At 41.2% G+C, this 23,807-nt stretch carries 23 protein-coding genes; 18 read left to right on the top strand and 5 right to left on the bottom strand.

All coding sequences use genetic code 11. The features are described from left to right. The 3 genes from LJE11_RS15970 to eno all read left to right on the top strand — a co-directional run. On the top strand, window positions 1-235 hold a 235-nt coding region (locus LJE11_RS15970), incomplete at its 5' end, for a hypothetical protein (RefSeq protein ID WP_227296223.1). 57 nt (window positions 236-292) lie between these two features. Further along, a complete protein-coding gene (locus LJE11_RS15965; RefSeq protein WP_227296221.1) occupies window positions 293-1,546 on the top strand; it encodes a M56 family metallopeptidase in 1,254 nt (417 codons plus the stop codon). Between the two features lie 353 nt (window positions 1,547-1,899). Next, window positions 1,900-3,204: a phosphopyruvate hydratase gene (eno, locus tag LJE11_RS15960; protein ID WP_055058680.1), complete on the top strand. Its 1,305-nt coding sequence runs from the start codon at window positions 1,900-1,902 to the stop codon at window positions 3,202-3,204. A 128-nt stretch (window positions 3,205-3,332) separates the two neighbouring features. Here eno and LJE11_RS15955 read toward each other — a convergent pair whose 3' ends face one another. Together LJE11_RS15955 and LJE11_RS15950 are read right to left on the bottom strand one after the other, a co-directional pair. Continuing rightward, the gene (locus LJE11_RS15955) at window positions 3,333-5,189 is read right to left on the bottom strand and encodes a serine hydrolase domain-containing protein (RefSeq protein ID WP_227296219.1); all 1,857 of its coding nucleotides are present in this window, start codon (window positions 5,187-5,189) and stop codon (window positions 3,333-3,335) included. A 191-nt stretch (window positions 5,190-5,380) separates the two neighbouring features. Further along, window positions 5,381-6,766, bottom strand: a complete 1,386-nt coding sequence (locus tag LJE11_RS15950) for a citrate/2-methylcitrate synthase (protein ID WP_227296217.1) — start codon at window positions 6,764-6,766, stop codon at window positions 5,381-5,383. Window positions 6,767-7,133: 367 nt separating this feature from the next. On the opposite strand from LJE11_RS15950, the gene LJE11_RS15945 reads away from it, so the two are divergent. After that, window positions 7,134-7,613 carry an acyl-CoA thioesterase gene (locus LJE11_RS15945; protein WP_025577026.1) on the top strand — a complete coding sequence of 160 codons (480 nt, stop codon included), beginning with the start codon at window positions 7,134-7,136 and terminating at the stop codon, window positions 7,611-7,613. Window positions 7,614-7,646: 33 nt separating this feature from the next. Here LJE11_RS15945 and LJE11_RS15940 read toward each other — a convergent pair whose 3' ends face one another. Both LJE11_RS15940 and LJE11_RS15935 read right to left on the bottom strand, forming a co-directional pair. Beyond that, window positions 7,647-8,774, bottom strand: coding sequence for a ComEC/Rec2 family competence protein (locus tag LJE11_RS15940; RefSeq protein WP_118633724.1), 1,128 nt, complete (start codon window positions 8,772-8,774; stop codon window positions 7,647-7,649). A gap of 155 nt (window positions 8,775-8,929) precedes the next feature. Beyond that, a complete protein-coding gene (locus LJE11_RS15935) occupies window positions 8,930-9,448 on the bottom strand; it encodes a hypothetical protein (RefSeq protein WP_118610720.1) in 519 nt (172 codons plus the stop codon). A 325-nt stretch (window positions 9,449-9,773) separates the two neighbouring features. Here LJE11_RS15935 and LJE11_RS15930 point away from each other — a divergent pair, with 325 nt between their 5' ends. From LJE11_RS15930 to rsfS, 14 genes are all read left to right on the top strand, one after another. Further along, the gene (locus LJE11_RS15930; protein ID WP_118339346.1) at window positions 9,774-11,522 is read left to right on the top strand and encodes an alpha-amylase family glycosyl hydrolase; all 1,749 of its coding nucleotides are present in this window, start codon (window positions 9,774-9,776) and stop codon (window positions 11,520-11,522) included. A gap of 161 nt (window positions 11,523-11,683) precedes the next feature. Then, window positions 11,684-12,058 (top strand): RidA family protein, encoded by a 375-nt coding sequence (locus LJE11_RS15925; protein WP_008703111.1) that lies wholly within the window; start codon window positions 11,684-11,686, stop codon window positions 12,056-12,058. 177 nt (window positions 12,059-12,235) lie between these two features. Beyond that, on the top strand, window positions 12,236-13,660 hold the full coding sequence (locus tag LJE11_RS15920) for a DNA/RNA helicase domain-containing protein (RefSeq protein WP_119246148.1): 1,425 nt from the start codon (window positions 12,236-12,238) through the stop codon (window positions 13,658-13,660). A 121-nt stretch (window positions 13,661-13,781) separates the two neighbouring features. Continuing rightward, window positions 13,782-15,653, top strand: coding sequence for a TIGR03960 family B12-binding radical SAM protein (locus LJE11_RS15915; RefSeq protein WP_118669856.1), 1,872 nt, complete (start codon window positions 13,782-13,784; stop codon window positions 15,651-15,653). After that, the gene (locus LJE11_RS15910) at window positions 15,637-16,344 is read left to right on the top strand and encodes a TIGR03936 family radical SAM-associated protein (protein WP_055151199.1); all 708 of its coding nucleotides are present in this window, start codon (window positions 15,637-15,639) and stop codon (window positions 16,342-16,344) included. The genes LJE11_RS15915 and LJE11_RS15910 overlap by 17 nt, the downstream gene beginning before the upstream one ends. Next, entirely contained in the window at window positions 16,328-17,542 is a 1,215-nt protein-coding gene (locus LJE11_RS15905) for a ribonuclease E/G (protein WP_331466307.1), read from the top strand. The genes LJE11_RS15910 and LJE11_RS15905 overlap by 17 nt, the downstream gene beginning before the upstream one ends. Before the next feature lie 437 nt (window positions 17,543-17,979). Then, window positions 17,980-18,285: a 50S ribosomal protein L21 gene (gene rplU / locus LJE11_RS15900; protein WP_020993901.1), complete on the top strand. Its 306-nt coding sequence runs from the start codon at window positions 17,980-17,982 to the stop codon at window positions 18,283-18,285. Window positions 18,286-18,297: 12 nt separating this feature from the next. Continuing rightward, window positions 18,298-18,618, top strand: a complete 321-nt coding sequence (locus LJE11_RS15895) for a ribosomal-processing cysteine protease Prp (protein ID WP_008703122.1) — start codon at window positions 18,298-18,300, stop codon at window positions 18,616-18,618. Between the two features lie 4 nt (window positions 18,619-18,622). Beyond that, window positions 18,623-18,910, top strand: a complete 288-nt coding sequence (gene rpmA, locus LJE11_RS15890; protein WP_008703124.1) for a 50S ribosomal protein L27 — start codon at window positions 18,623-18,625, stop codon at window positions 18,908-18,910. A 235-nt stretch (window positions 18,911-19,145) separates the two neighbouring features. Next, on the top strand, window positions 19,146-20,441 hold the full coding sequence (gene obgE / locus LJE11_RS15885) for a GTPase ObgE (protein ID WP_118572022.1): 1,296 nt from the start codon (window positions 19,146-19,148) through the stop codon (window positions 20,439-20,441). A 73-nt stretch (window positions 20,442-20,514) separates the two neighbouring features. Further along, window positions 20,515-20,811: a ribosome assembly RNA-binding protein YhbY gene (yhbY, locus tag LJE11_RS15880; RefSeq protein WP_008703127.1), complete on the top strand. Its 297-nt coding sequence runs from the start codon at window positions 20,515-20,517 to the stop codon at window positions 20,809-20,811. 12 nt (window positions 20,812-20,823) lie between these two features. Next, a complete protein-coding gene (gene nadD / locus LJE11_RS15875) occupies window positions 20,824-21,459 on the top strand; it encodes a nicotinate-nucleotide adenylyltransferase (protein ID WP_025578441.1) in 636 nt (211 codons plus the stop codon). A 7-nt stretch (window positions 21,460-21,466) separates the two neighbouring features. Continuing rightward, the gene (yqeK, locus tag LJE11_RS15870) at window positions 21,467-22,057 is read left to right on the top strand and encodes a bis(5'-nucleosyl)-tetraphosphatase (symmetrical) YqeK (RefSeq protein ID WP_020993903.1); all 591 of its coding nucleotides are present in this window, start codon (window positions 21,467-21,469) and stop codon (window positions 22,055-22,057) included. A gap of 172 nt (window positions 22,058-22,229) precedes the next feature. After that, complete coding sequence (gene rsfS, locus LJE11_RS15865; protein WP_008703130.1) at window positions 22,230-22,589, top strand: ribosome silencing factor; 360 nt, start codon at window positions 22,230-22,232, stop codon at window positions 22,587-22,589. 324 nt (window positions 22,590-22,913) lie between these two features. On the opposite strand, the gene lexA is transcribed toward rsfS, so the two are convergent. Next, on the bottom strand, window positions 22,914-23,534 hold the full coding sequence (gene lexA / locus LJE11_RS15860) for a transcriptional repressor LexA (protein WP_008703132.1): 621 nt from the start codon (window positions 23,532-23,534) through the stop codon (window positions 22,914-22,916). Between the last annotated feature and the right edge of the window lie 273 nt (window positions 23,535-23,807).

The following is a 23,807-nucleotide window of genomic DNA, read 5'->3' as shown; positions in this document are numbered from 1 at the left end:
TATTTTGTTGAAGTTTCTTTATATTTTATTTTATCTAGCACAACAAGTTAAATTAAACAAATTTGCTAAAGAAAAGGGCGAGACGGAAACTGCCAAATCTGCACACACTTTCAGGTCATCCGCATCAGGATATACAGTTCCTGATATGGACATCCTTGTCAGTGCTCTGACCTCTGATCAGAAACTTACAGAGGAAGAGAAAGAATATTTATTAGAATACATTAAGAAGAAATGATGTGATGTTTAAATGGAACTGTTAGTCTGTATGTCCATTGCAGGAAGCATTCCTGTAATGATCTGTTTATTTTTATATCTAATTCAACGTGGAAATTATAACTACATTCTCGGAAGAAGATTACTGCTGACAGGTGTTTTCTTTTATCTGGTGCCTGTGCAGTTGGTGAAGTATTTACTTCCAAAAGATGCACTTCCGGGAACAATGTTAATTGGCAGAAAAGCTGATTCTTATTTATCAGGCACCTTGTCTTTCTGGAGTGAAAAGCAGGGTGATTACATATGGATACCTCAATGGTTTAATATATTTGCCAGGATCTGGCTAGCAGGAATTATTATCTTCGCAATCTATGAGATTATTAAATACTGGAGAGGAGCACATTCTATCCGGAACTATATCTTTGAAAAGATTGAAGATCCTGAAGATAATCTTACTTATTACCTGATTCCGGATGAGATTTGTGGTCCATGTACCATCGGATTTTTCCGTCAGAAAATCGTGTTTCCAGAGAGCTTTCCTCTGCATCCTGATTTTATTATGGTATACAAACATGAACATACACATTTGAAGAATCATGACAATTTAGTAAAACTTTTATGCCTTTTCGTTCTGTGTCTGCACTGGATGAATCCCGTGGCATATCTTTTACTTTTCCTTTACATAGATACAGCAGAAATAGTCAGTGATAGTGCAGCCGTCGATGGCTGTACAAAGGAAAAACGTCAAGACTATGCAAGTTTGCTGGTATTAGAAGCCGCAACTTCTGATATTCGCCCAGCTGTGTGGAAAAATAACCTTTCCGGACATAAAAACAATAAAGAAGGAAAGGATTTTAAAACATTAAAAAGGAGGATCAACTACATGATGAAGGAAAAGAGAAAAGGGATGTTACAGAGAGGAATTATGGTGGCAGTATCGGCGTTGACAGTTGTGGCGAGTGCTGGGACTGCATTTGCATATGAGCCGATGCAATGGTCAGATGGAAGTTTCGATGAAACTATTTGGAGTAGTGAACCAGAATATGCAGGATATACTAATAGTGATGCTATAACTGATGAATTAGATTTTTCTGAATGTGATAATATTTTTATTGATGAAAATGGGGAAATTGTTAATATTTTTTCTGATGAAATAGATACACATATTTTATGTACACACAGCATGGTGAACGGATATTTTTATACTCATAAAAGTAATAGTTCAGGAGGGTGTACAGTTGTAACCTATACTTGTCAAAGATGTGAAAAATGCGGATATTTAGCAAACAAAAAATATTATTCAACAACAACTTATGCTAAATGCCCACATTAAATAATTAAACAAATTATATAATAAAGAACTTCAACTATCAAATATTATAGATAATTGAAGTTCTTTTGTTATATGTTTTTCTGAAATACTTTCTCAATATCCTTCCAATTTCCCTCTTGCATTTCCATAAAAGTTAGAATATACTAACCATAGAGTTAGGCATCACAAATTCTAGCGTGAATTAATCATTTGAACTCCATCCGAAGACCTGCTGAAACCTTCGGAACAATGGATCGCATCTGTGCTTGCTGAACTCACGGCTATGCTGAAGGCCGTACCTCAGATATGATCCACCCGGTACATCCCAGTTGCGGTGTACCAGGAGTCCAAATGCAAAACCAGAAAGGGGATTTATCATGTACTTAGAAATTGAGAAAGTAATTGGAAGAGAAATTCTGGATTCCAGAGGAAATCCGACAGTAGAAGCAGAAGTATATCTGATGGACGGCACTGTAGCAAGAGGAACAGCTCCAAGCGGTGCATCTACAGGTGAATTCGAAGCTCTGGAATTAAGAGATGGAGATAAAGCTCGTTACCTTGGAAAAGGCGTACAGAAAGCAGTAGAGAATATCAACACAACAATCAACGAAGCAATCGAAGGTCTCGATGCAAGCGACATCTATGCAGTAGACGCAGCAATGATCGCAGCAGACGGAACAAAAGATAAATCCAAACTTGGTGCAAATGCAATCCTTGCAGTATCTATCGCATGCTGCAGAGCAGCAGCAACCTCTCTTGAGATTCCGCTGTATCGTTTCCTTGGCGGAGTATCCGGAAACCGTCTTCCAGTTCCAATGATGAACATCGTAAACGGTGGATGCCACGCATTATCATCCGGTCTGGATGTACAGGAATTCATGATCATGCCAGTTGGAGCACCTTCCTTCAAAGAATGCTTAAGATGGTGTGCAGAAGTCTTCCACGCACTTGCTTCTATCCTGAAAGAACGCGGACTTGCAACATCAGTAGGTGATGAAGGTGGTTTCGCACCTGCACTGAAATCTGATGAAGAAGCAATCGAAACAATTCTTGAAGCAGTTAAGAAAGCCGGATATGAACCAGGTAAAGACTTCAAGATCGCTATGGACGCAGCTTCCTCTGAATGGAAGAGCGAAAAAGGCAAAGGATACTACAAACTTCCAAAAGCAGGAACAGAGTATACATCCGAAGAGCTCATTGAGCACTGGGCTAAATTGTGCGAGAAATATCCGATCATCTCCATCGAAGACGGTCTGGATGAAGAAGACTGGGAAGGATGGCAGAAACTTACAGCAAGACTTGGCGACAAAGTACAGCTTGTCGGTGATGACCTGTTTGTTACAAATACAGAGAGACTTGCAAAAGGTATCAGCCTTGGCGCAGGTAATGCGATCCTGATCAAATTAAACCAGATCGGTTCCGTATCTGAAACACTGGAAGCAATTAAAATGGCTCACAAAGCAGGCTACACCGCAATTTCTTCTCATCGTTCCGGCGAGACAGCAGATACAACAATCGCAGACCTTGCAGTAGCACTGAACACCTGCCAGATTAAGACCGGAGCTCCAAGCAGATCCGAACGTGTTGCAAAATACAACCAGCTTCTCCGTATCGAAGAAGAACTCGGCGCAAGCGCAGTATATCCGGGAATGAAAGCTTTCAATGTGAAACAGGACTAAACAGAACTATGGCAATCCGCGTAAATAATACATACCATAAATAAAATAAACCTGTAAAATGCAAAATGCATTTCTCATCTGAATCGTTTAGTGAGAAATGCATTTTTGTATATGAGACTTTATTATATTCACTCATCCGTATCAATACTGCCTGTTTCTTCCGGTCTCTTCAGATATCCCCTTACAGCAGGCTCAATCGTTTGTTCCATAAGCCGGTGCAGCAGTTCTGTCGTAATATTATGATCTCCCAGAAGCGAATTATACAGGAAGTTTCCTGACAGTTCTTCAGTAATAGAACTCAGTCCTGCCAGAATCATTTTTTTGCCGGGTGTTTCGTTCCATCTGATTTCAATTCCATTATCTTCATGAAAGAAAATGTGCGCCCTTCGTTTCACACATTCTTCGATAAAAGTAACCTCCAGTTTTAACACAGGGATATCGTTTTCATCTCTTGCAAATTCTCCCAGTGTAGCTACAAGGTAATGTTCTCCATGAAGATCAACACATCCATCCGCAGCCTTTCCAAATCCAACAGGAAGTTTATGGATCACCTCACCTTCGGTAAAAGAAACGCAAAAGTTTCCCGCATCATAAGTAAAAGAAATTTCAGAAATACCATCTGTCATATTATTGTGGAATACCTGCACAAACAACGGCGCAATTCCAATATTCTGCTGTTCCATAACATAAGTTCTGCCGCTTACAGCCCGCATAAAACTGTGATGATCAGATGGGCGATCAACGGCTGCTGAAATACGGTAGCTGTATTTTTTATCTGAATGCTTCCTTCTGGAAACTACATTTCTTTTCCATCCCCCGCGCAGAGAAGTACTTCTGTTATTATTTTCTCCATTTTCCAGTTCTCCGCACAACCGTTTCAGAAGACTATGGGAGAGTGGATTCTCAGGTAGAACATCGGCGGGATGATAATTAACAGGGAAATATTTCCGAATGATATTCAGCATGATACAGTCCTGAAACATTTCTTTATTTCCGGCATTTGTGACAAGAACCATATCCATATCCGGATAAATAATAACATTCTGTCCCAGCATTCCATTATATTCAAAGCTTCCCGGGCGCTGTTCCATCCATAGCTGATATCCATATCCATAGGTGTCATTCTGAGTTTTCAGATGTCGTGCCGTAGATATTTCTATCCAATATTCAGACACCAGCTGCTGACCATTCCATTTTCCCCTCTGAAGATACAGCTGGCCAAGTTTTGCCATGTCTTCTGCACAGAGAAACAGTCCCCAGCCACCTTTTGTAATTCCTTTCGGACAGGTTTCCCAGTAATATTTCGTGATACCAAGAGGACCAAACAGTCTCGGAGTCAGATATTCGGTCAGGGTTTCTCCTGTACGTTTCGTCACGATTGCAGAAAGAACATAAGTATTCAGACTGTTATATTGAAACTCCGTTCCGGGTTTTCCATTGACAGATGCATTCAGAAAGCTTCCAAGCCAGTCATTTCCGGACACGATACCTGATTCATTAAAAGTTACGCCGCTTGTCATGGTCAGCAGATTCTCTACTGTGATCACAGGGCGGAAAATCTTTGAAAAGGCATTTATATGATTCGGAAAAATGTCATAAATATTTTCATCGAGCTTTAATTTTTCCTCTTCGATCAACATGCCGATTGCCATACCTGTGATGCTCTTGCACATGGAATGTGTAATATGCCACATTCCTTTAGGGTATGGTGCAAAATTACATTCACAGATTACCTTGCCATGACGCAGTGCCATAAAATGATGCATTTCCGTATCTTTGGAAGCATCCAGTTCCCGAAGAAGGGCAGTAAACAGATCAGAGGAGATTCCCTGACTCTCCGGTGTGGCACGTACAAATGCCTGCTCATAAACTGCATCAAACGGAAAATCCGGTTTCTGTGGGAAATAATCTACACGTGTACCGCCTGTTTTTCCAAGAATCATATTTAAAACCAGTTCTGCAACTGCAATCTGTTCTTTTGCCATAGAGAATACCTCCTTTTTCGGATTTATTTTGATTATACAGACCTCATACAACAAATGCAAATTATATTTTTACGAGAAAGGATATTACCAGTGGACAGTAGCGCAGGATTCTCTTCCTGCGGGAAGCTCACTTTAGTGACATAATAAAACGGCTGCGGAATGAACCGCAGCCAGTAATAAGTTTCATCTGTTTACCTTTCGTCAAAAGCAACAAAATCTGTATGATGTCCTACATATTTGTAAGCAGGACGGATAATCTTATTTGCATTGATCAGCTCTTCCAAGCGGTGAGCACTCCAGCCCGGCATACGTGCAATAGCAAAGATCGGAGTAAATAATTCTTCCGGAATACCAAGCATGCTGTATACAAATCCACTGTAGAAGTCCACATTTGCGCAGACATTCTTAAACAGTTTTCTATGTTCCATAATCAGTTTGCCGGCAATATTTTCTACTCTGTTATAAAGCTCGAATTCCTCTGTCATTCCCTTTTCCTCAGCAAGTGCCTGGGCAAAGCGTTTCAGGATCACTTCTCGAGGATCGGAAAGTGTATAGACTGCATGCCCCATACCATAGATCAGCCCTGCATGGTCAAATGCTTCTTTATTCAGAACCTTCTTGAGGTAAGTTATGATTTCATCTTCGTTATCCCAGTGATCTTGATCTACATGAGACTTCAGATCAGCAAACATATTCTGAACTTTCAAGTTTGCTCCACCATGACGAGGTCCCTTCAGAGCTCCGATGGATGCAGCAGTAGAAGAGTAGGTATCTGTCCCTGAAGAAGTTACCACATGAGTGGTGAAAGTGGAGTTATTACCGCCACCATGCTCAGCATGCAGGATCAGTGCAATATCCAGAACTTTTGCTTCCAGTTCTGTGTATTTTCCATCCGGGCGAAGCATAAGAAGAATGTTCTCGGCAAGAGAAAGCCCTTTCTGCGGATTACGGATAAATAAGGTATCATCCTTTCTGAAATGGCGATATGCATGGTAAGAATATACGGCAATTTCAGGAAGCTTTGCAATCAGTTCCAGAGACTGGCGAAGTACATTTTCAGGAGAAATATCTTCCGGATTGTCATCATATGTATAGAGAGCCAGAACACAACGCTGCATGGCATTCATAATATTGGCATTGGTTCCCTTCATAACAACATCGCGGACAAAACGACCGCCAAGCTCCTCCATATCAGACATCATATCCAGAAATCTGGAAAGTTCTTCCTTATCAGGGAGCTTACCGAAGATCAGAAGATAAATTGTTTCTTCAAATCCAAAACGTCTTCCGTTCAAACCACTGATGATATCCTGTACATTGATTCCCTGATAGTATAAACGTCCATCAGCCGGAATCTGTCTGCCGTTGATCAGATTATAACCATTAACATCAGAAATCTCTGTAAGACCGGTCAGAACACCCTTACCAGCGGAGTCACGAAGACCTCTTTTTACATTATATTCTACATACAGATTTGGATCGATATGATGATTCTTGAGCAGTTCCTGTTCAAAGAATCTCATTTTGTCACGAAGCTGTCCGGAATCTTCCAGACTCATCATTTCATGTTTTTCCATAATATCATTCCTCATTTCCCCGTTATTTATCTACAGCAATACTCGCAAATTCACTTATAGCAATACTCGTAAATAATGCATATTATAGTGAATTTTATTAAAAAACACTGATACAGTGAATTGCAGATGCATCCTTGCGATCAGTGTTTTACTATGGCGAACATTTGTATTTGTACCTATTTAAACATTGTACAGTAAAGTGATGGGAAAGGCAAGATAAAGATTGTATTTTTTTTCATACAATCATATTAAAGTGATAACGCTTTAAAATTATACAGAAGGAAAATTATGAAAAATATAACACAAAATCATGGAACGTGCTATAATAGCCAACAGAAAGCATGATAAAGGGGAAGTGAGAAAAGAAATGTCAGAAAGAAAAATGAAACGAGTTGAGGACTCCTTAACAGAGCAGTCTCATTTATTAATGCCAAAGTGTCTGAATGCCGCAGGTTATCTGTTTGGCGGACAGCTGCTTGCATGGATTGATGAAACAGCAGGTATTGTTGCCAAGCGTCATGCGGAAATGAATGTGGTAACTGTTGCAGTAGACAATATGTATTTCAAAGCCGGAGCCAGAGTGAACGATACCATCGTTCTCATCGGACGGCTTACACATGTGGGACGTTCTTCCATGGAAGTACGTATTGATACTTACTGTGAAGCCCTTGATGGAACCAGAACCATGATCAACCGCGCATATTTTATTATGGTTGGAACAGATGAACATCAGCATCCTGTGGAAGTACCAGGACTTATCATTGAGGGAGTTACTCAGCAGATAGAGAATGAAGCTGCACAGAAACGTGCAAAACTCTGGAAAGTACGCAGACAGGAAGGATTTTAACAAAACAGCCGCAAATGCGGCTGTTTTTGTTTATCAGTAACATTTACTGCAAGGTCCGTATCCCATAGCTTCGGCTTCTGATCTGGATACCTGTCTGGCTGTATCCGGGTTCATTCTTCCACAGTTGGGAATGCTGTGATATTTTTCTCCGGTTGCAGGGATCCATACCATTGTTCCTACATCTGTATTGTTGGATTCTTCCTGTTCAGTTACCGGATCAGAAGCGGTAGTTTCTTCCTGATCGGAGTTTCCTCCGGCGACACCTGTGGAAGCGTTTACAGAGGAGTCTCCGGAAGAGTAATCATCGCATGGCTCCTGTGACCAGGAAATAGTTGTTCCATCGGAGACTGCTATGATCGTACCCTGTTTATCTGTTCGGAATACAGGGATTCCCATATCCGACAAACGTCCCATTGTATCTGCTGACGGATGATTATACTGATTATTGATTCCGCAGCTTATGACTGCGTAAGATGGAGAAGTTGCCTCGAGGAAATCCCAGGTAGTTGAACTTGCAGACCCATGATGACCAACAGAAAGAACATCGCAGTCAAGGTTCATACCAGTACTGATCATATCCTGTTCACTGGTTTCCTCTGCATCTCCGGTAAAAACAAAGCTATTTGAACCATTTTCAAGTTTGATTACAAGAGAGTTATCATTACTGTTCTGGCTGATACCATTCGGTGCAAGAACAGTGAAACTTCCGGTGCCAAAATCAAATGTTTCACCTACAGAAGGATACTGTACGATAATGGCATTTGCAGTGGCAGTATTCATAAAATTATTGAATAAATTTGAAGTATGTACATAGTCTGGCCCGAATATATTACTTACAGAGAAATTGTCTATACATGGAACAAGACCGCCGATATGATCTTCATCATAGTGAGAAGCGATCATATAGTCAATGTTTTCCACATTCTGTTCCTGTAAGTAGGAGATGATCAGATCAGCATGGCTCTGATCCCCGCCATCGTACAAAAGATTTTGTCCTCCGGACTGTACTAAGATGGCATTTCCCTGTCCAACGTCAATAAAATGAACTGCCATCTCACTGTTGCCTTCAGCTTTTACCGTCAGTGCTGATTGCGGAACTAAGGTAAACAGCAGAAGGAACAGAGATAGAATTAGTGATAGCAACCTGTTTTGTTTCTTCATAAAAAGCCTCCTGAATGTTAATAACAGTTTGATTATACCATTTATTGAGAAACAAAAACATAATTATAGTAATTTCGTAAAATAATACAAATAATCCAGTCTATCTGGAAGCGGGTTTGAAAAATGTTTTAGCGTGAAGTCCTGCGTCAGATTGATTAATACTCTATCTGCTGAACTTCCTCTCCATTGTCTTCCCATGTATCAGAGTTATCCAGAGAACCATCTGTGCTGTCACCGGAATTGTCATCGCTGGGATAATCAATCTGATCGGAAGAATCATCCCCTGTATCGTCAGACGATGTCTGATCACTGCTTCCATCATCAGAAGATCCATCTCCTGTATCTGTATTATCATTCTCCTGCCCTGTATCATCCAGAGAACCGTCCTGCGTCGTATCAGTATTGTAAGAAGAGTCATTGTAAGAAGTATCATTATAACTGTTGTCATAATCAGAATCATAGTTACTTTCCTGAGTATAAATGGTAAATCCATCCTCCTCAGCCTGAGCTTCTGCCTGTGCCTGAGCCTCAGCAGCAGTTTCCGGAGCTTCCGTAAAGTTTGTAACAGCTTTTGACACTGTATTACCGGTAGGTGCCACAGCAGAAACCGCAAACATCGCGCCACAAAGCAGAATTGCAGTTCCGGCAATCTGAATTTCATCTATATGTCTCATAGTTTATATTCTCCTTGCTTATCTATGTTTGTTTCTTTCTATTTCTATGCATATCCAGATTATTTACAGCAATATTATATACCTTAAGTAGATTTTTTTGTAGAGTAAATTTTAAGTTACTGTTCATACATCACTATCCTGAGATATACAAGCCAAAATTGAAAAAAAACTGGATTCTGTCTGAAAAATCTGTTATTATAAGAATCGTATGAATATAATTTCAACTTTAATACAGTTTATCTAATTATTTTCTTTCCTGTATGATATCAGGGTAAAAAATCCCCATAAAATTGAAATTATAAATTTAAAAACAGAGGTGTCATTTATGAGCTGGTATAATGAGGCAATTTTCTATCACATCTATCCACTGGGTTTAACCGGTGCGCCGAAGCACAATGACTACAGTGCTCCTGTTTCCCGTCTGAACACATTACTTCCATGGATCGACCACATCAGAGAAATCGGATGTACAGCATTATACATCGGACCTTTATTCGAGAGTGTAGGACATGGCTATGAAACCACAGATTACAAAAAGCTGGATTCCCGTCTCGGAACCAACGAAGACCTTAAAAACTTCGTGGCAGCCTGTCATGAAAAAGAGATCAAAGTTATTTTCGATGGTGTATTCAATCACACAGGCCGTGATTTCTTTGCATTTAAAGATATTCAGCAAAACCGCGAACATTCCAGATATCTCAACTGGTACTGCAATGTGAACTTCGGAGGGAATACGGAATACAATGACGGCTTCTCCTACGAAAACTGGGGTGGATACAACCTTCTGGTAAAATTAAACCAAAGAAACCCGGAAGTACAGAATTACATCTGTGATGTGATCCGTTTCTGGGTATCAGAATTTGATGTAGATGGAATCCGTCTGGATGCGGCAGATGTCCTTGATTTTGATTTCATGCGTGCCCTGCGCCGTACAGCAGCAGAAGTAAAGGAAGATTTCTGGCTTATGGGCGAAGTGATCCATGGCGATTACAGCAGATGGGTAAATGGAGAAACGCTCCACAGTGTAACAAACTATGCCCTGCATAAAGCACTCTACAGCGGACATAACGATCATAACTATTTCGAGATCGCACATACTGTAAAATATCTCCAGAATATGGGAAATCTTGATCTCTACAACTTTGTGGACAACCATGATGTAGAACGTATTTATACCAAGCTTTCAAATAAAGCACATTTTGCACCTGTTCATGTCTTACTCTATACACTTCCGGGTGTACCAAGTATCTATTACGGTTCTGAGTTCGGTATTGAAGGAAAGAAAGAGAAATTCTCCGATGACAGCCTCAGACCGGCTCTGGATATCAAAGACTATGCAGATGCAGTACAGAAGAATCCATGTACAGCCCTGATCGCAGCTCTTGGAAAGATACGACAGCATACACCTGCATTAAGTTACGGAAGCTACGCTGAACTTCAGCTTACCAACCGCCAGTTTGCATTTGCCCGTGACCTCGACGGAATACGTGTGATCGTTACCGTAAATAACGATGATAATGCAGCAGATATGAGCCTTCCGGCAGGAAACTGCGCAGAATATATCGGAACCCTCACAGGCCGTAAAGTACCTGTTCAGGATGGACGTATCAATGTAACAGTAGCCGCAAACAGCGGTGAAATCTGGGTTCCAGCGGGTGAAATGCCAGAATATATACCGGTAAAAACAGAAACTGCAGATATCGAAAAAGTACAGGAAGAAACAGAAGAAACAACTTCCACACAGACTGAGTCTCCTGCACAGAAAACAATAACCGCAACAGAAGAAACCGCAGCAGCAAAAGCAGAAGATATTCAGCCTGAAAAAACTGCCGATACTTCAGCCATATCAGCAGAAAACAGTTTTCCGGAAAATACGGAAGCCGCTGCTGAAAAGGAAAAGACAGTAATTGTAGATATGAATAAATCCCCGGAAGACATGACTGTAGATGAATTACAGCAGGCAATCCTTGCCAAAATGGCAGGTAACGGCCTTGTTACAGACCAGATGAAGAAAACAGTATATGATAATATCTGGCATGATTCTCTGGTAAACTGGCTCAAGAGCTTCCACTGATCAGATTATCGTCAGTATTTTTCATCTTTTCTTTCATTAATACAAGAGGGATTTTTCATGTGACAATTTTTTTGCCGTTGACTAAATATTTTTTTGGTGGTAAGATATGGATACAGATACAGACAATCAATCACATTAAATCGTACGGGAGGAATTCACTCATGAAAACACTTGAAACAAAAAAAGCACCAGCAGCAATCGGACCATATTCTCAGGCAAAAATGACAGGAAACTTCTTATTTGCATCTGGTCAGATTCCGGTAGACCCGGCTACAGGTGAAGTTGCAGGCGATAAAATCGAAACACAGGCAGAGCAGTCCTGCAAGAACGTAGGAGCAATTCTTGAAGAAGCCGGACTTACATTTGACAATGTTATCAAGACTACATGCTTCCTTGCTGATATGGCAGATTTTGCTGCATTCAACGCTGTATACGAGAAATACTTCACAAGCAAACCGGCCCGCTCCTGTGTTGCTGTAAAACAGCTTCCGAAGAACGTACTCTGCGAAGTGGAAGCTATCGCTGTAGCTGAGTAATTCAGCCAAACCACAATATAAAATAAATATTCCAAAACAATTTCTGAATCTGATTCAGATGGGGAAAACAGCCAGGGAAAAATCCACCTGGCTGTTTTTTGTTTTCGGGCTACCTGCAATTGCTGATATTTGCTATAATAGTATAAAAGAATTCCGGCAAAATGAAAGGTAAAAGTTATGAGATCAATATCCATATATGCACTTACGAGAAATCAGAATAAAGATTCTTTGTCAAAACTGGAACGTCAGTTATCCGGCCGGGAATATTTCCTCAAAATACGGGAATGGGAACTTCAGAGTATGAAAGCACTGGTACGCCAGTTGGAATCGCATATGACTAAAGTCTGTTCCCTGCGCTTTTTCTATTCCTACCAGATTCCAAAACTCGGGAAAGAATTTGATCTTCTCCAGATCAAAGACGACCAGATTATAAATATTGAACTGAAAAGCGGGGCTGTATCTGAGGAGGCAATTCGTAAACAGCTTATGCAGAACCGTTATTACCTTTCCGTTCTCGGACGTTCCATACAGTCTTATACGTATATCAGCAGTCAGAATCGCCTTGTCAGGCTTACCAACCATGATCATATTGCAGAAGCCGACTGGACAGAGCTGTGCAGATCACTGCAAAAGGAGAGCAGTGATTATCAGGGGAATATTGACGATCTGTTTCAGGCCGAATTATATCTGATTTCCCCAATCACAGAACCGGCCCGTTTCCTGAAAAAAGAATACTTTCTGACTTCCCAGCAGCGGGATATCCAGCGCCAGATTTTAAAGAAACTCCGTATCAGCCGGTTCGGATATTTCTGTTTTACCGGACTTCCAGGAACAGGAAAAACATTGCTTCTCTATGATATCGCCATGAAACTGTCCAGGCGTCAGCAGATATGCATGATTCACTGCGGTAATGCCGGAAAAGAATGGAAAATGCTGCATAAACGTTTACAGCGTATTGCTTTTCTTTCGGACAATCAGCTGACCGAAAATACAGAGCTGAAACATTACAGTGCCGTTCTGGTAGACGAAGCACATTTGCTTTCTTCGGAAAAACTGCAGATTCTGTTAACGCAATCGGAGGGGAAGTTTCCTGTAATATTTTCCAGCGATTCCGAAGATGCCATATGTCCCGAAGAATTAGGTGTAAATACATTAAATCTTATAGAAAACCTGCCGAAAATCCAGATGTTTCACTTAACCAACCGCATCCGTACCAATGCGGAACTTTCCTCATTTATCCAAAATATGATACACCTTACAGACAGAAAAACCTCCAAACCCTATCCGCATGTTTCTGTTGTATATGCAAATAATGAAGAGGAGGCTGCTGCCTTATTGGAAGATTATATACATCAGGGCTATGAATATGAGATTACTGCTGAGAGAGACATAAAACGTCTTGTTATCATATTGGACGAACGATATTACTATGACCAGAACAGATACCTGCGTTCAAAACATTTCAAAGAAGGCAGGTCTGATGTCCGTAATTTATTTCACTGGCTGAATCAGGCCAAAGAGGAACTTTCTATAATTGTTAGAGAAAATACATATGTATACGAAACATTACTCACGCTTTTACAGCCTGATACTGTCAGATAAAAACTGCAAACTATCCGACTCTCCCTTGAAATCCCCCACCATTCCGTATATAATAGGAATATTGTGGGGGATTTTCCCTGCTTAACACAATGTTGATACAATAACCTCTGAAAGGAATACTATGAGAACTCTAGCTTTAAGCGATGAAATTTTAATGAAAGTTGACAAGGCTGCCCGTTACATCGGTGGTGAAGTCAACTCTGTAATGAAAGATAAGAATGACGTAGATATCCGCTTTGCCATGTGCTTCCCGGATGTTTATGAAATCGGTATGTCCAATCTGGGCATGATGATCCTCTACAACATGTTCAATGAACGTGAGGATGTCTGGTGTGAGCGTGTCTTTTCTCCGTGGATGGATCTGGATAAAATTATGCGTGAGGAACATATTCCTCTCTTTGCCCTGGAATCCCAGGAGCCTGTAAAGGAGTTTGATTTCCTTGGTATTACCCTTGGATATGAGATGTGCTATACCAATGTGCTTCAGGTACTTGACCTGAGCCATGTTTCACTTCTGGCAAAGGATCGTAAGGAAGATGACCCTATCGTCATCGGCGGCGGTGCATGTGCATATAATCCGGAACCGATCGCAGAATTTTTTGATATGTTTTATATTGGCGAGGGTGAGACTGTCTATGATGCTCTGTTTGATGCATATAAGGCAAACAAGGCAGCAGGCGGCTCCAGAGCAGACTTCCTGTTTGCAGCTTCCCAGATTCCCGGAATTTATGTTCCCTCTTTATACAATGTAATCTACAAAGAAGACGGCACCATTGCTTCCTTTACACCTGCAAAAGAGGGCGTACCTGAGAAAGTCTGTAAACAGCTGATCACCGATGTCACTAAAGACTACCGCGCGATCAAAGCTCCTGTAGTTCCATTTATTAAAGCTACTCAGGATCGTGTTACCCTGGAGATCCAGCGTGGCTGTATTCGCGGATGCCGTTTCTGTCAGGCAGGTATGATCTACCGTCCTACCAGAGAGCGCAATGTGGAGGATTTAAAGGCAAGTGCCAGAGAAATGCTTCAGAATACAGGACATGAGGAGATTTCCTTAAGTTCTCTAAGCTCCAGTGATTATTCTGAGCTGAAGGAACTGGTAAACTTCCTGATCGAAGAATTTCATGGCAATGCTGTCAATATCTCTCTGCCATCCCTGCGTATCGATGCTTTTGCCCTGGATGTTATGAGCAAGGTACAGGATGTAAAGAAGAGCAGCCTTACTTTCGCACCGGAAGCAGGCTCCCAGCGTCTGCGTAATGTTATCAACAAAGGTCTGACAGAAGAGAATATTCTTCATGGTGCAGGTGAAGCATTTAAAGGTGGATGGAATCAGGTAAAGCTTTACTTCATGCTCGGACTTCCAACTGAAACAGAAGATGATATGAAAGGTATTGCTCATCTTGCTCAGAAAATTGCAGAAACTTATTATGAAGAAGTGCCGAAAGAAAAACGTAATGGCAAGGTTCAGGTCAATGTAAGTACCTCTTTCTTTGTACCGAAACCATTTACCCCATTCCAGTGGGCAGGTATGTACAGAGAGGAAGATTTCGTGGAGAAAGCAAAGGTCGTAAAAAGCGAGATCCGCGCACAGTTAAACCAGAGAAGTATCCGCTACAGCTGGCATGAGCCGGATGTAACGATTCTTGAAGGTTTCCTTGCAAGAGGTGACCGCCGTTGTTCAAAAGTTATCCTCAGAGCATATGAAAAAGGTGCGATCTACGATGCATGGTCAGAGAGTTTTGACTATAATATATGGAAAGAATCTTTTGCGGAAACCAACACAGATATTGATTTCTATACTCTCAGAGAACGCCCCACAGATGAGATCCTTCCATGGGATTTCATTGATGCAGGAGTGACCAAGAAGTTCCTGATCCACGAATGGGAACAGGCAAAGAAAGAAACCGTAACACCAAACTGCCGTCAGAAATGTTCCGGCTGTGGTGCTATGCGTTATGGCGGAGGTGTATGTTATGAAGGTAAGAATTAAATTCAGCAAAGAGGGTCCTGTGAAATTTGTGGGACATCTGGATACCATGCGTTATTTCCAGAAGGCTATCCGCAGAGCCAATCTTCCGGTTGCTTTTTCCGGTGGATACAGTCCGCATATGATCATGTCTTTTGCCGCACCATTAGGAGTTGGTACGGAAAGTCTGGGAGAGTACTTCGATCTGGAGCTGGCAGAGACAGTTCCTACTTCAGAGATCACAAGACGTCTGGATGCAGTGATGGTAGAAGGGGTACATGTACTCAGTACCCGTCAGGTTGAGGACGGAAAGGCGGGTAAGGCAATGTCACTGGTGGCAGCAGCCGATTATTATGTAGAATTTCGTCCGGGAAAAGAGCCTGAAATTTCCTGGAAAGATAAAATCAGTGATTTCCTGGCGCAGCCGGAGATCACAGTAATGAAAAAGACCAAACGAAGCGAAAAGGAAATTGATATTCGCCCGTTTATCTATAAGATGGAACTTCAGGGAGACAAGATCTTTATGATGCTTGCTTCCGCAAGTGCCAATTACACAAAACCGGAACTGGTAACAGATACATTCTTTTCATGGCTTGGCATAGAACTTCCGGAATTTGCTTATTCCATCAAACGTCTGGAAGTATACGCAGATAAAGGAACAGAGGAAGAACATAAATTTGTAACTCTGGAAGCACTGGGTGAAGAAGTTGAGTAAACTGATTATTACCCAAATGAATATCCGGGAGATTCCATGCTGTGTATGTGCGTATGAAGAAGACGGTAAAGTAATGGAACTGCGCTTCGAACCTGTTGGGGAGAAATCTTCTCTTGGAAATATTTATGTTGGACAGATAGAGAATATAGCTGCCAATATTGGTGCTGCATTCGTACAGATTTCTGCCGGGGAAAAATGCTACCTGCAGCTTTCCGATGCTCCAAATGCGATTTATGCTTCTGTAAAAAAAGGTGACCGCCCATTAAAGGCAGGAGATGAAATCCTTGTGCAGATCAGCCGGGAAGCAATGAAGGGAAAACTACCGGCTGTAACCACGAATCTGAATTTTACAGGCAAATATCTGGTTCTTACAACCGGCGATAAGAAATTTGGTCTGTCTTCCAAACTTTCCAATGATGACAGAAGCCATATCAGTAAGTGGATGGAAGCAGAAGTTAACCGTCCGGATAAAGAGTTTGGTATTATCGTTCGTACAAATGCAGCAGATGCATCAAAAGAAGAAATACTGAAAGAACTGGAATACCTGAAGGGTCTGTATCATAAGGCTGCTGTAGACGGAAGATCCCGTACCTGTTTCAGCTGCGTATATAGAACAGAGCCTTTCTATATCTCTGCAGTCCGTGACGCCAACAGCCGGAACCTGGAAGAAATCATAACAGATATCCCTGAGATATCCCGACAGATTTCTGACTATCTTAACAGTAACAGCCCGGAGGAAAAAGAGAAGCTGCGGTTTTATGATGATAAACTTCTCCCTCTTTACAAACTTTATCGCCTGGAAACTGTCTTAGAAGAAATCCAGCATGAGAAAGTCTGGCTGAACAGTGGTGGATTTCTGGTAATCCAGCAGACAGAAGCCTTTGTATCCATTGATGTAAACAGCGGAAAGTTTACAGGCAAAAAGAAAATGCAGGAAACTTACCGAAAAATCAATTTGGAGGCAGCAAAGGAAATTGCCAGACAGTTGCGTCTCAGAAACCTGTCCGGAATTATTCTGATTGATTTTATTAATATGGAAAATCAGGATCATCAGGATGAACTGTTCCATGTCCTGCAGAAATATCTGCGCAAAGATCCGGTAAAGGCAAAAGCAGTGGACGTCACTCCACTGCACATCCTGGAACTTACCAGAAAGAAAGTGCGAAAACCTGTGATTGAGGAAATCAGAGAATTATAGTTTGTCATAAAATAATTATGTAAACTAAATGAGCATCTGCAATTCTCATTGATATTTTTCCGTAACTGAATAACTGCTCTGCAGTTTGTATTTTATCACAGATCCTGACGGATACCGGATTGAAATTGTACCTGTAAAATAAAAGGTTACTGTTCACTCCGTTCTCAGCAACACGCTTCGCGATGCACAGAATTTATGCTAATCGCATAAATTCGCGCGGTATGTCTCGGGTTTTCTGTGACCTTCGCTCACAAAAAACACCTCGCGGGATATTACCAGTGAACAGTAACAATAAAAGAAAAAAATTCAAAGAAATTGAAAAAACTTATTGACAAATCGAATTTTGTCCGCTATTATAAATGAGATGCCGCACAGAGAGGTACAAGCACCGAAAGGTCACCATATCTGGCGAGTAAAGATTATAGGAGGTGCCACAGATGTACGCAATTATTGCAACAGGTGGTAAACAGTACAAAGTTGCTGAAGGCGACGTAATCAGAGTTGAGAAACTCGGTGTTGAAGCTGGTGAAACTGTTACTTTTGATAATGTTATTGCAGTAAGCAATGACGGATTAAAAGCTGGTGAAGATGTGAAAGATGCCAGTGTTACCGCTACTGTAGTTGAGAACGGTAAAGCAAAAAAAGTTATCGTTTACAAATACAAGAGAAAAACTGGATATCACAAGAAAAACGGTCACAGACAGCAGTACACTAAAGTAAAAATCGAAAAGATTAACGGTTAATCTGGTGTCATTATGATTACAATTACAGTTAAGAAGAGAAATGGAAATTATCTGGAATTTGTTTCGAAGGGTCACGCCGGATATGCAGAGGAAGGACAGGATATTGTCTGTGCTGCTGTCTCTGTACTGGTGATCAATACTGTAAATTCTCTTGAGACATTTACAGATGATCAGTTTGAAGTGCAGGAAGATGACGGCTATGTATCTTTTCATTTTACGGCTCCGGTTACTGAGAGGGGAACCCTTCTCATGGATTCGCTGATTCTCGGATTAACAGAAATTGAACATAGTTATAACAATCGATATTTGACAGTAAAAGTCAAGGAGGTGTAACAACATGATGAAAATGAACCTTCAGTTATTCGCACATAAAAAAGGAGTTGGTTCTACAAAGAACGGTCGTGATTCCGAATCTAAGAGATTAGGTGCGAAGAGAGCAGACGGACAGTTTGTTAAAGCTGGAAATATTCTTTACAGACAGCGCGGAACTAAGATCCATGCTGGTGAGAACGTAGGTTGCGGTAAAGATTATACTTTATTCGCACTTAAAGATGGTGTCGTAAGATTTACCAGAAAAGGACGCGATAAGAAACAGGTTTCTATCGTTCCAGTAGAAGCAGAATAATCTGGTTAAGCGAAGGCTTCAAATCTAATATGGGTTTGGAGCCTTTCTTTTATAGTAGAATTGCTATAGATTAAAAGAGTTATATGATATAAAAGAAACCATAGCAATCCATGTAAATAATGCATATTGATCCGACTCATCAGAGTGCGAAATCCTGCTGAACGGTCTCAAATGCATTAATTTAAGAAGATTACTATTACGAAATAATCATTAGTAAAGGACAGAGGTGTGTCATATGTTTGCAGACAGAGCGAAAATCTATATCCGCTCCGGTAAAGGCGGCGACGGCCATGTAAGTTTCCGCAGAGAATTATATGTTCCGAATGGCGGTCCTGACGGCGGCGACGGCGGTCGTGGAGGAGACGTGATATTTGAGGTAGATGAAGGCCAGAACACCCTTGGCGACTACCGACACAGAAGAAAATATAAAGCAGAAGACGGACAGGAAGGCGGCAAAAAACGCTGCCATGGTGCCGATGGAAAAGATGTTGTATTAAAAGTTCCGGAAGGAACTGTTATCATGGATGCAGAATCCGGTAAAGTAATTGCTGATATGTCCGGTGAAAATAAACGCCAGATCGTATTAAGAGGCGGAAGAGGTGGCAAAGGAAACCAGCATTATGCGACTGCAACCATGCAGGTTCCGAAATATGCACAGCCAGGACAGCCTGCGCAGGAACTGGAAGTTCTTCTGGAGCTGAAAGTAATCGCAGACGTAGGTCTGGTTGGATTCCCGAATGTCGGAAAGTCCACATTCCTTTCCCGTGTTACCAACGCACAGCCGAAAATTGCCAACTATCACTTTACAACCCTGAGCCCAAATCTTGGTGTTGTAGATACTGAAAACGGTGGTTTTGTGATCGCTGATATTCCCGGTCTGATCGAAGGTGCTTCCGAAGGTGTGGGACTTGGACATGAGTTCCTCCGCCACATTGAACGTACCAGAGTCATTATCCACATTGTAGATGCAGCATCTACAGAGGGACGTGACCCAATCGATGATATTTACAAGATTAATAAAGAACTGGAAGCTTATAATCCGGAAATTGCTGCAAGACCACAGGTAATCGCAGCAAACAAAATCGACTGTATCTATACAGAAGACGGCGAAGAGAGCCCGGTTGACAAACTTAAGGCAGAATTTGAGCCAAAAGGAATCCAGGTATATCCGATTTCCGCTGTCAGCGGTCAGGGTGTCAGAGAACTTTTATTCCATGTGAAAGAACTTCTTGACAGCTGCCCACAGGAACCTGTAGTATTTGAACAGGAATTCTTCCCTGAAGATATGCTGATCGGAGAAAACCTTCCATATACAGTAGAGCAGAGTCCTGAAGATCCGACAATTTTTGTTGTCGAGGGACCGAAGATTGAAAAGATGCTTGGCTACACAAATCTTGATTCCGAAAAAGGTTTCGCATTCTTCCAGAAATTCCTGAAAGAGGGAGGCATCCTGGAAGAACTTGAGAAGGCAGGCATTCAGGAAGGTGATACTGTGCGTATGTACGGATTTGATTTTGATTACTATAAATAGATTCAATAATGAAACAGATGTGGTAAGACGGATGATTTTGTCCGTTTGCAGAGAATAACAGAGGAAAATAAAAATGACAAGTAAACAGAGAGCTTATTTAAAAGGTCTTGCAATGACCATGGATCCAATCCTTCAGCTTGGAAAGGGTGGTCTTACTCCTGAGAACACAGCCGCAGTAGATGAGGCGCTTGCAGCCAGAGAACTGATCAAGATCAGTGTTCTTCAGAACTGCCTGGAGGATCCGCGCCAGATGGCTGAGGTTCTGGCAGAACGTACACGTTCCCAGATCGTACAGGTTATCGGCAAGAAAATTGTTTTATACCGTGAAGGCAAAAACGAAAAGAAAAAAATTGAATTACCCAGAAAATAATACGGAGTTTTTATGGCTGACATCAAACACAGAATTGGTATTATGGGCGGTACTTTTGATCCCATCCACATGGGGCATCTGATTCTGGGAGAGAAAGCATACGAACAGTTCCGACTGGAAAAGGTACTGTTCATGCCTTCCGGAAATCCGCCTCACAAGAGAAACCGTCAGGGACGTGCCACAGATGAAGAAAGAGTTGAAATGGTCCGCAGGGCGATTACCGGAAATCCTCACTTTGAACTGTCGCTGACTGAAATGCATGAAAATGGTTATACTTACACTTATCATACACTGGAAATGCTAAAAGAGAAGAATCCGGATACTGATTATTATTTTATAATCGGCGCAGACTCCCTGTATGACTTTGATACATGGCGTGAACCGGAAAGAATCTGCAGAAACTGCATTCTGGTAACTGCTGTAAGAAATCATTCCACAATCGCAGAGCTCGAAGCAGAAATGAACCGTCTTTCGCTTAAATATAATGGCACATTTCTGACACTGAATACCACAAACCTTGATGTATCCAGCGAAATGCTCAGAAACTGGATCAGCGAAGATAAAAGTGTGCGTTACTATATTCCTGATCCGGTGATTGAGTATATCAGAGAAAACCAGATTTACAGTCTGGCCGAAAAGAAAGGATGATCTTCCGATGGCAGAGTATGATTTTATAAAAATGCAGAAAAAATTAGCAAAATATCTGGATGAGGATCGTTATGAACATACGTTGGGAGTTATGTTTACATGTGCAGCACTTGCCATGGTTCATGACTGTGATCTGATCACAGCCCAGACTGCCGGACTGCTCCATGACTGTGCAAAATGTATTCCTAACAAAAAGAAGCTGAAAATGTGCAGCCAGCATCATATTTCGGTATCTGAATTCGAACAGGAGCATCCTTTTTTACTTCATGCCAAGCTTGGAGCTTACGTAGCTAAGGCTAAGTATGATGTTACAGATGAAAATATTCTTTCTGCCATCACCTGGCATACTACCGGAAAGCCGGAGATGACACTGTTGGAAAAAATCGTCTATATTGCCGATTATATTGAACCAAAACGTGATAAAGCTCCTAATCTTGCAATTGTACGTAAACTGGCTTTTCAGGATCTTGACGAATGTATGTATAAGATTTTGGGTGATACACTGGCTTATCTGGAGGAAAATCCGAAAGATATTGATAATGCTACGAAAGATGCTTTCTTGTATTACAGGGATTTACACATGAAAAGACAGTCCTGAGTATAAATTGTCTCGACTGGCAGAGTTTTACATATAGGGGACAGCACAACAGGGAGAACAGATTACGGATATAAATATTTATTTAGAGAAGATATATGTAGCTATTCAATAGTCTGTTAATCATGAAGATATTGAACAGTTACAAAAGCAGATAGAAAGAGAGGTTGTTTCCATGAACAGAGAACTTGAAATGGCAAAACTTGCCTGCCGCGCACTTGATGAGAAAAAAGGAAAAGATATTAAGGTAATAGATATCCATGAAGTATCTGTAATTGCCGATTATTTTGTAATTGCAAGTGCTTCCAACCAGAATCAGGTTCAGGCTATGGTTGACAATGTAGATGAAACACTTGGCAGAGCCGGATTTGAAGCAAAACAGATTGAGGGAACCAGAAACTCCAGCTGGGTTCTTATGGATTACGGCGATATGATCGTTCACGTATTTGACGAAGAGAATCGTCTTTTCTATGACCTCGAAAGAATCTGGAGAGATGGTAAGGTTCTTGACGTTAATGAATTTCTTGAGAAATAAGTAGAAAAAATTGTTGCTGTGACCTTCGTTCACAAAAAACACCTCGCGGGATATTACCAGTGAATAGTAACGAAAAATTTACAGTTATTCGGTGTAGAACTGCGTAGCGAGGCGGATGATTTTATCCGCCTGACTTTGTGAAATTTGCAAAATAAAATACAGAGGAAATCAGATATCATCATCAAGAGATACCTGATTTCCTCTGTTGTTTTTTTGAATTGATATAGTATAATTTGCAGTGTATGGGGACTTGCTTGATTCGATTATGAGCAAGTTGCGAAGCGGATTGCGAATATCTGCCTGACTATTCACGTATCAGTTATATTACTCATACAAACGGAACACACCAAATACTTTGCCAAGAATCTGAAGACCTTCATGTACAAGGATTGGCTCCATTGTATCATTTTCCGGCTGGAGACGATAGTATCCTTTTTCTTTATGGAAAGTCTTAACTGTAGCACCGTCATCGATCAGCGCAACAACAATATCTCCATCCTCTGCTGTGGACTGCTGTTTTACCAGAACCTGATCTCCGTCAAAAATTCCGGCGTTTATCATACTTTCCCCTTTTACTTTCAACAGAAAGCTCTGTGAATTAGGCATAAACTCTGCAGGGATAGGGAAATAGCCTTCAATATTCTCAACTGCCAGAAGTGGCTGTCCGGCTGCCACAGTTCCTATGATGGGAACATTCACAACCTCTCTGCGGACCAGATTAAAATTGTCATCAATAATCTCAATCGCACGTGGTTTCGTTGCATCTCTGCGGATATATCCATTTTTCTCCAGTGCTTCCAGATGTGAATGAACGGAAGAAGTAGATTTCAGGTTGACTGCCTCGCAGATTTCACGAACTGCCGGCGGAAATCCCCGGTTCAAAATCTCATTCTTTATGTAATCAAGAATCTCCTGCTGCTTTGGCGTGATTCTTCCATATGGCATAATTATACCCTCCTTTTTAAGTTATTTTTTGTTCGTACACTCTTCATAACCATTCAGCAGTCTGCTATTCTATGAGATACTGAACAGTTTCTGATTTTTTTATCATATCATAATTCCTGACAAAAAGCAAACTTATATTCTGAAAATGTGTTCTTACTTATGTGCTCCCGTTACTGTTTACTCCATTCTCAGTAACGGGATTATTGGTTACAGTTAACACACCACTATCCTGCGAGGTGTTTTGGCATGAATATGCCAAAATCCCGAGACATA

The sequence above is a fragment of the Blautia sp. DFI.1.216 genome (genome assembly GCF_020594215.1).
In the GTDB taxonomy this organism is placed as follows: Bacteria; Bacillota; Clostridia; order Lachnospirales; family Lachnospiraceae; genus Blautia_A; species Blautia_A wexlerae.
The sequence above is the reverse complement of the archived record's forward strand: the minus strand, read 5'-3'. Positions and strand labels throughout refer to the sequence as shown.